The 8,193-nt window shown below is 42.9% G+C and carries 8 protein-coding genes, 2 tRNA genes and 1 pseudogene; 9 read left to right on the top strand and 2 right to left on the bottom strand.

The genetic code is table 11. From position 1 onward, the window contains the following. Positions 1 to 63 precede the first annotated feature (63 nt). Both ACEYJ7_RS00965 and ACEYJ7_RS00960 read left to right on the top strand, forming a co-directional pair. Positions 64 to 139 (top strand) — tRNA-Gly (locus ACEYJ7_RS00965). Between the two features lie 16 nt (positions 140 to 155). Continuing rightward, positions 156 to 242: transfer RNA gene (locus ACEYJ7_RS00960), tRNA-Leu, on the top strand. Positions 243 to 357: 115 nt separating this feature from the next. On the opposite strand, the gene ACEYJ7_RS00955 is transcribed toward ACEYJ7_RS00960, so the two are convergent. After that, positions 358 to 1,005: a histidine phosphatase family protein gene (locus ACEYJ7_RS00955; RefSeq protein WP_373777161.1), complete on the bottom strand. Its 648-nt coding sequence runs from the start codon at positions 1,003 to 1,005 to the stop codon at positions 358 to 360. Between the two features lie 215 nt (positions 1,006 to 1,220). Here ACEYJ7_RS00955 and ACEYJ7_RS00950 point away from each other — a divergent pair. The 7 genes and pseudogenes from ACEYJ7_RS00950 to ACEYJ7_RS00920 all read left to right on the top strand — a co-directional run. Further along, positions 1,221 to 1,664 (top strand): annotated as a pseudogene (locus tag ACEYJ7_RS00950) (flavin reductase family protein); the annotation flags it as partial. Positions 1,665 to 1,820: 156 nt separating this feature from the next. Then, complete coding sequence (locus ACEYJ7_RS00945) at positions 1,821 to 2,486, top strand: NAD(P)H-dependent oxidoreductase (protein ID WP_373777164.1); 666 nt, start codon at positions 1,821 to 1,823, stop codon at positions 2,484 to 2,486. Between the two features lie 413 nt (positions 2,487 to 2,899). Beyond that, a complete protein-coding gene (gene nrfA / locus ACEYJ7_RS00940) occupies positions 2,900 to 4,306 on the top strand; it encodes an ammonia-forming nitrite reductase cytochrome c552 subunit (RefSeq protein ID WP_373777163.1) in 1,407 nt (468 codons plus the stop codon). A 19-nt stretch (positions 4,307 to 4,325) separates the two neighbouring features. Then, positions 4,326 to 4,961 carry a cytochrome c nitrite reductase pentaheme subunit gene (gene nrfB / locus ACEYJ7_RS00935; protein WP_373777160.1) on the top strand — a complete coding sequence of 212 codons (636 nt, stop codon included), beginning with the start codon at positions 4,326 to 4,328 and terminating at the stop codon, positions 4,959 to 4,961. After that, on the top strand, positions 4,958 to 5,647 hold the full coding sequence (gene nrfC, locus ACEYJ7_RS00930) for a cytochrome c nitrite reductase Fe-S protein (RefSeq protein WP_373777159.1): 690 nt from the start codon (positions 4,958 to 4,960) through the stop codon (positions 5,645 to 5,647). The genes nrfB and nrfC overlap by 4 nt, the downstream gene beginning before the upstream one ends. After that, on the top strand, positions 5,644 to 6,591 hold the full coding sequence (gene nrfD / locus ACEYJ7_RS00925; RefSeq protein ID WP_373777158.1) for a cytochrome c nitrite reductase subunit NrfD: 948 nt from the start codon (positions 5,644 to 5,646) through the stop codon (positions 6,589 to 6,591). Before nrfC ends, nrfD begins: the two co-directional genes overlap by 4 nt. Positions 6,592 to 6,711: 120 nt before the next feature. Further along, positions 6,712 to 7,497 carry a glycosyltransferase family 32 protein gene (locus ACEYJ7_RS00920; RefSeq protein WP_373777157.1) on the top strand — a complete coding sequence of 262 codons (786 nt, stop codon included), beginning with the start codon at positions 6,712 to 6,714 and terminating at the stop codon, positions 7,495 to 7,497. 32 nt (positions 7,498 to 7,529) lie between these two features. On the opposite strand, the gene hisIE is transcribed toward ACEYJ7_RS00920, so the two are convergent. Next, the gene (gene hisIE, locus ACEYJ7_RS00915; RefSeq protein ID WP_373777156.1) at positions 7,530 to 8,171 is read right to left on the bottom strand and encodes a bifunctional phosphoribosyl-AMP cyclohydrolase/phosphoribosyl-ATP diphosphatase HisIE; all 642 of its coding nucleotides are present in this window, start codon (positions 8,169 to 8,171) and stop codon (positions 7,530 to 7,532) included. Between the last annotated feature and the right edge of the window lie 22 nt (positions 8,172 to 8,193).

Raw genomic sequence — 8,193 nt, 5'->3', positions numbered from 1 at the left:
TTTCGGGGCGTGCCAGTTCAAGTCTGGCCTCGGGCACCATTAACAAATAAATCTAACAAATAAGCGGGAATAGCTCAGTTGGTAGAGCACGACCTTGCCAAGGTCGGGGTCGCGAGTTCGAGCCTCGTTTCCCGCTCCATTTTTTTATGCGTCGTGCCCGAGTGGCGGAATCGGTAGACGCAAGGGATTTAAAATCCCTCGCCTTTCGGGGCGTGCCAGTTCAAGTCTGGCCTCGGGCACCATTTCATCAGACGAAATCAGTCAATATTTCATTTATCATTCTTCAATGTCGTCAAATTTAACATCGAAAGACGACTGACAAGCGGTCACTTTTGACCAATAATTTGCAAAAAAGGTTTATTTCTGTAAGTGCGCTGCGTCATTCAGCTTTTCGATAATAAAACGTCCGTTTTCTTCATCCTCTTTTTGTTCATAACGCACCACATTGATGGCGGTATTTAACAGGCTTGGAATCAATGGGTTTTCACGGTGATTCTGCCATGTCGAACCGGCGAACATTGCCAATAATAAACGTAATGTGTGCCCGTGTGACACTAACAAAATATTACCCTTGTCGTGAATTTGGATAATATCCCGTACTGCGCCCATGGCTCGATCGGCAAGTTTGTCGTAGGTTTCACCTTGATTGATTTCTGCGGTGTAATTGGCAGGATCGTGCTGAATTTGACGATATGTTTCGGTATGCCGAATGGTGTCGATAACGATACCTTCCCATAAACCGAAGTATTGTTCGTTTAAGCCTTGATGTTGAAAAAGAGGGACGTACCTTTCCCCGATAATGTGCTTGGCGGTGTCGATAGTCCGCTGCAAAATACTGGAATAAGCCGCCACAAAAGGAACTTCTCTCAACGCTTCACCAGCAAGTTTTGCCCCTTGAATACCTTGTTCGGTTAAGGGGGAATCGCCGTGACCTTGCAATAATCCTTGTTCATTCCAAACGGTACGTCCGTGCCTGATTAAATAAAAAGTAAGATTCTTTTTCATCACTATTCTCCGTCATTGCAAGGATTATAAGTCCGGGCGAAAAAGATGGCAAAGTAAAAAACTGGCTTGAACTATCTTGGCTTTCTACGGTGTAAATAAACAAAATTTATTAACAACGATAGTCTTATAAACAAAAGTAAAATTTACAAGCTGATAGAAAAAGTTTGCTAACATAACCATTAATTTCATGATTCGACTAGCAAGAGGGCATTAGCATGGCATTACAAACCGTACCTTTAGAAAAGTTTTATCGTTTACTTAATCATGGACCGACAGTGATGGTGTCGGCAAAAAGCAATGGGATTGAAAATGTGATGTCGGTAGCGTGGTCTTGTGCATTGGATTTCTATCCGAAGCCGAAAGTTACCGTGGTATTGGATAAAAGCGCATATACGCGCAGTTTAGTGGAAGCTAGCGGCTACTTCGCGTTACAGGTGCCGTTTGCTCATCAAGCAAAAACGGTCATTGCCATGGGCGAGAGCCGTAAAGACAATCCGAATAAAATCAGTGAAAATGGTATTGCGCTGTTTTATCAAGACGGTTTTGATATTCCGCTAGTGAAAGGTTGCTCCGCGTATATTTTATGTAAGTTGATTCCCGAACCGCATAATCACCAAGCTCATGATTTATTTATCGGTGAAGTGTTGGCGGCTTTTGCGGATGATCGCGTCTTTCGTGACGGTCATTGGCAATTTGATGAAGTCGGCGATGAATTAAAAAATCTGCATTATGTAGCCGGTGGTCAATTTTATCTCACCAGTAAGGGAATCTACGTAAAAAACGATTTGCCGTTTTCCGTTAATGCTAAAGAAGAAATGACGGCTGCGATAACCAAACAACAAGTGCTTGAGGCTTTTCGCTTTCGTGCGGCAACCCGCCGTTACGATCCGTTGAAAAAAGTCAGCCGTGAGGACTTTGATTATATTCTTGAATTGGCGCGCTTATCGCCAAGCTCGGTCGGTTCTGAGCCTTGGCAATTTTTAGTGGTACAAAATCCAACGCTACGCGAAACGCTCAAATCGGTTAGTTGGGGCGCGGCTACGCAGCTGGATGATGCAAGTTATCTTGTGGTGATTTTAGCCAAGAAAAATGCCCGTTACGATTCGGCGTTTTTTCGTAACGGTTTGGAAAAACGCGGGCTGACGGCAGAGCAGATGGAAAAAACGATTGCACGTTACAAAACTTTTCAAGAGCAGGATATGAAGATTCTTGACAGTGAACGTACTTTATTCGACTGGACAAGTAAGCAAACCTACATCGCCTTAGGTAATATGATGACGGGAGCCGCATTAATCGGTATCGACAGTTGCCCGATTGAAGGTTTTGATTATGATGAAGTCAATCGTATCCTTGCTGAATCGGGCGCATTTGATCCTCATGAATGGGGCGTGTCGGTGATGGTGACTTTCGGCTACCGTGCCAAGGAGATCAAATCCAAATATCGTAAACCATTGGAAGAAATTATAAATTGGGTTGAATAGGTTTTTGAACTACCTAAAATCAGGCTATTAATACGGCTACAAGCGGTCGGTATTGTTGAATAATTTGCAAATTATTCGGTAAAACTGACCGCTTGTTGACCCTTGGTTGCAATTAAAGAAGAGCCCCCAGTTTCTTTCCGCAATATGAAAAACAATCAAAATTGTGGTTTTTCATTTAGTTCAATTTCTTCGCCACAAATAATAAATCTGAAATTTGATATAGTTCAAACAATGATGCAAATACCCTAGAAAAATAGTTTGCTTTTGATTATTCTCGCCTTCGTATACTTTAATTTATCTTATTGATTTTTAATAAGAAATATTCTCATTTTCAACGTTTTTATGTGGGGGAGGCTCTCGTGAGACGAGTAAGCAAAACATTAAAAGGTAGTTTGGCATTCGGTATAGTTGCGATGCTAGGGTTTGCACAATCTGCTTGGGCCGGTGAAGCGAAAGTTTTTGAAGGTCCAAAGCCGGATGTGAAAATTGAATCTGCAAACCATAAGTTTGCAGAACTCTATCCGCTTCAATATCAATCTTGGGCTGCGACAGCGGAGTCTAAAGAGATTACCAGCGCTTTAGAGGAAGATCCCCGTCTCGTGATTCTTTGGACGGGCTATGCTTTCTCAAAAGATTATAACAAACCTCGTGGTCACTTCTATGCAATTGCCGATGTGCGTAATATTTTACGTACGGGCGCACCGATGGAACCGGATGCCGGTCCTCAACCGATGGCGTGTTGGGCATGTAAAGGTCCCGACGTTCCTCGCATGATCGCTGAAAAAGGCGAACTCGGCTATTTTGATGCAAAATGGGCAAAATACGGCTCGGAAATGGTTAATCCAATCGGCTGTGCAGACTGTCACGATACCACTTCTCAAGAATTTAAAGACGGCAAAGCGGCATTACGTGTAGCCCGTCCGCATGTTTTACGTGCCTTAGAAACGATTGGCTGGAGATTTGATACGTTAGACAAACACGGTAAACGTGCTGCGGTATGTTCGAACTGTCACGTAGAGTACTACTTTGCTGGTAAAGAGAAAGCCGTAACCTTCCCGTGGGATAACGGTATTGATGTTGATAGTATGGAAAAATACTACGATGACATTAAATTTACCGACTGGGTTCACGGCTTATCAAAAGCACCAATGTTAAAAGCTCAACACCCTGATTTTGAAACGTGGGCGTTGGGTACGCACGGTAAAAACGGCGTGACCTGTATCGATTGCCACATGCCGAAAGTCGAAACCAAAGACGGTAAAGTGTATACCGATCACAAAATCGGCAATCCGTTTGATAACTTCGAACACACTTGCAAAACCTGCCATGAGCAAAGCAAAGAGACCTTACAGGTTCGTGTGAAAGAGCATAAAAAACAGATCAAAGATGTGATGATTCGCTTAGAAGATCAGATCGTGAAAGCACACTTTGAAGCGAAAAAAGCATGGGAAGCGGGTGCGACCGAAGAAGAAATGAAGGATGCATTACAAGATATTCGTCATGCTCAATGGCGTTGGGACTACTCAGCGGCAGGGCACGGTGGTCATATGCACGCACCCGATGTGATTCTGCACGTTATCGGTACCGGTTTAGACCGTGCGGCAGATGCTCGTACTAAATTAGCAGTGATCTTAACCAAACACGGTGTTCAAACTCCGATTGAGTTCCCGGACATTTCAACCAAAGAGAAAGCGCAAAAAGTAATTGGTTTCGACATTGACAAAGAGAAAGCGGCGAAAGATGAATTCTTACGCACCGTAGTACCACAATGGGAAAAAGAAGCAAAAGAAAAAGGCTTATTACCGGCGGATTCAAAATAACGCTTAAGTTGAGGTTACTATGAAACATTTCATCTCAAAAGTCGGGCGAGCAATCGCCCTACAAGCGGTCGTTTTAGTGAGTTTTTTTGCAATTTCATCAAGCGCCATGGCAGAAATGCCAGCACCGCCAAAGCCGATTTGGGCTGATCCTTATGCTCATGTAGACGGCGATACGATTGCAAAAGACGCACGTCGTGACCCAAACAAATATTGCGTAGACTGCCATGGGCATTTATCCGCTTTCCAACATGCAGGAAAACATTTCCAAGCAGAAACGAAAAGCCCAAATAACGGAGAACCGTTAAATTGTGTAAGCTGCCACGGTAATATTTCTGAAAATCACCGTAAGGGCGTGAAAGACGTTATGCGTTTTAATGCTCACGGTCAAGCGAAAAATCCGGCATTGGAACGTTCGGTAGAAGAGCAAAATCAAGTCTGTTTTGCTTGTCATAACCCAAATAAACTGCGTGAAACATTTTGGGCACATGATGTACATGCAAATAAAATGTCTTGTATAAATTGCCACAAACTTCACCCTGAAACAGAGCCGATGAAAGCGATGGAGTCTAAACAACGTGTCAAACTCTGTGTGGATTGCCATACGGAAGTACACAAAGGTACGTTCAAAAAAGCAGAAGCTAAGGATCAAAAATGAGTTGTTCCCGTCGAGATTTTATCTCAGGGGCGGGAGCAGTAATTGCTGTGGCAGGTACCACAGGGCTTGCCACAAGCTCGCTCTCTCTTGCAACTGAGAAGAAAGAAAGTAAAACCATTCGTTATGCGATGTTACACGATGAACAGGCGTGTATCGGCTGTACTGCCTGTATGGATGCTTGTCGTGAAACGAATAAAGTTCCCGAAGGCGTTTCTCGCTTAGAGATCATTCGTAGCCAGCCGTATGGCGAATTTCCTAACGTTCAATACGAGTTTTTTCGTCAATCGTGCCAACATTGTAGCAATGCCCCGTGTGTGAGCGTTTGCCCGACAGGTGCCTCTTTTATTGATAAAGAGACAGGTATTGTCGATGTGCATGTTGATTTATGCGTCGGCTGTTCATACTGTATTGCAGTTTGTCCGTATCGTGTTCGTTATATTGAGCCAGTCAAAAAAACGGCTGATAAATGTAACTTCTGCCGTGATACCAACCTTGCTCAAGGTAAACAGCCGGCGTGTGTGGAAAGTTGCCCGACGGAAGCTCTGATTTTCGGTGATTTAAACGATCCGCAGAGCGAAATTTCGAAAGCGATTAAAGAGAAACCGGTTTATCGTACCAAAGTCGAACTGGGTACGCAGCCAAACCTTTACCATGTCCCATTTGAACACGGAGAACCAAGACGATGAACGACTATGTTCCTTTCCAAACTCCAAATCTCGTGTGGGATTCCAGTATTGCCATTTACTTGTTTTTATTGGGAATTTCAGCCGGAACCAGCTTACTTGCAGTGTTATATAAACGTCATGGTAAATTGAGTTCTCCGAGTGAAAGTTGGATTATCCGTAGTACCGCAATCCTTGCCCCCGGTGCAACGATTATCGGCTTGATTCTACTTATTTTCCATCTCGCACGTCCGTGGACATTTTGGTATTTAATGTTTAATTATCAGTTTGATTCGGTGATGTCGATGGGGGTAATGCTGTTCCAAGTATTTATGGCAGTATTACTGATTTGGCTTGCGATAATCTTTAAAGATTGGTTGGCAACATTCCGCATAATCCCAAAATTTGTCTTCAGCCTTATCGATATTGCGGCAAAATTGACTAATGCGATCGAATTGTTTTTACTGTTCTTATCGGTAGCATTAGGGGCTTATACTGGTTTTCTATTGTCAGCGTTAATCAGCTATCCGATGTTAAATAACCCAGTATTGCCGATTTTATTTTTAGCTTCGGGCACATCTTCCGGTATTGCGGCGTTATTAGTGGCGATTTTGGTTGTGGGTAAGGTCTCAACCCATTCTGATGAAGTCCGTTTTTTGCATAAATTTGAAACACCGACGGTGCTGACAGAAATTTTGTTGCTGTTCGCTTTCTTTGTCGGTTTATATTTCGGAGGCGGTCAGAAAACGTTGTCTGCGGTTAATGCACTTAGCGGATTTTGGGGAAGTATTTTCTGGATTGGTGTGGTGGCAATCGGTATTTTATTCCCTCTGATAGCCAATCAACTGGTAAGCGAAAGAGTAAAACACCGTAAAGGTTTTATTGTTTTACTGGCAACCGCCGCTTTAATCGGTGTACTTTGCCTGCGTTACTTTATTCTTTATGCCGGACAAATGACGTTAGCATAATCAACCTATTTACAAGCGGTCGTTTTTGGCAAAAAATTTGCAAAAAACGTCCGCTTGCTTTTTTAAGCAACCAGAAAATGATAAAGTAAGCAAAATGTTTTTGAGTCAATGAGTATAAAGATGACAAAAGTTAAATATGAATCTCTGATTGTAGTCTCGAATGGTTTGCTTCGTCTTCTCGGCAATATTGTTAAAATCTCCAGCTATGGATTCCATGCGCTTTTTCCAAAAAAACGTTTTACCATTCCTGAGTTCAGCCCGGCTAAGCGAAAAATTAATCAAAACAGTAAAATTACCCCTGTGATTTGGCAAACTAACTACAGTAATAAAGTCACGTTGCCGGTTTATTGCAATTATTTACTGAATCGTTTGTTGTCACAAAGTTACGATTACCGCTATGTCAGTACCGAAGCCCGCGAGGAGTATATCAAAGCTCATGCAGACGAGCGTACTTTTCATGCTTACAGTTTATTAACCGATGGTGCAGCACAGGCGGATTTTTGGCGTATTTTCACTCTTTATAACGAGGGCGGAATCTATATGGATATCGACGGACATTTAGTTTGGTGTCTGTCGGATATTATTCGCGATGAAGACACCGAAGTGGTGATTACCCGTCGTGATAAATATACGAATTTCTTTCTAGCCAGTGCAAAAGGCAATCAATTTCTTAAAGATACCTTAGATATTATTATTGATAATATTGAGCAGCGTCGGATTCAGGGCGGAGTATTCACGCTTACAGGACCGACGACACTCAATCAGGCTTTAGAAGGGAAACAAGTAAATAGTCGCCGCGATAAAATTACTTGCGCACAAGGCACATTTACCAATGAACATTTTCAATATATGGACAAAAAACGCGGTAAATGGAACCATGCTAAAAATGAAGATTTACTGAAATAAAAATAAAGAATGGCTGACAATTCAGCCATTCTTTATTTGTGAGACCCTTCAGGGTGTAGCCCAATTCCTTGATGGCGTTCCTTAAGTTTGGCAATCACATCCTGCCAAGCCAACCCTTCGTTATGCAATAACACCGTGAGGTGATAGACCAAATCCGCAGCTTCGCCCACGAGTTCTTCACGATCTTTCGCCATAGCCGCAAGTGCGGTTTCAACCCCTTCTTCACCCACTTTCTGTGCAATTTTCTTCGTGCCTTTCGCATAAAGTTTTGCCGTATAAGAGCTTTCAGGATCGGCGTTTTTGCGTTCGGCAAGAGTACGTTCTAATTTACTGAACCACGTCCAATCGCCTTCGGATTGGGTTTCAAACTGATGAAAACAGCTTTCCGCCCCAGTGTGACAGGTTTCGCCAATCGGATCGGCTAAAATCAGCAAGGTATCGTTATCACAATCCAAGCTCATATCCACCACGTTTAAAAAATTGCCCGAGGTTTCCCCTTTCGTCCATAAACGTTGTTTGGTGCGAGAGAAAAAGGTCACTTTTTTCTCGGCTAATGTTTTTTCTAGTGCTTCTTGGTTCATATAACCCAGCATTAGGACTTCGCAAGTTTGGGCGTTTTGGACGATAACGGGGAGGAGGTTATCGACTTTTTGCCAGTTAATTTTGTTTTGCATATTTTTCCTTTGGGGTGCGTGG

Source organism: Glaesserella sp. (genome assembly GCF_041814905.1).
Lineage (GTDB): Bacteria > Pseudomonadota > Gammaproteobacteria > Enterobacterales > Pasteurellaceae > Glaesserella.
Note: the sequence above shows the minus strand (reverse complement) of the source record. Positions and strands in the feature narration are given on the sequence as shown.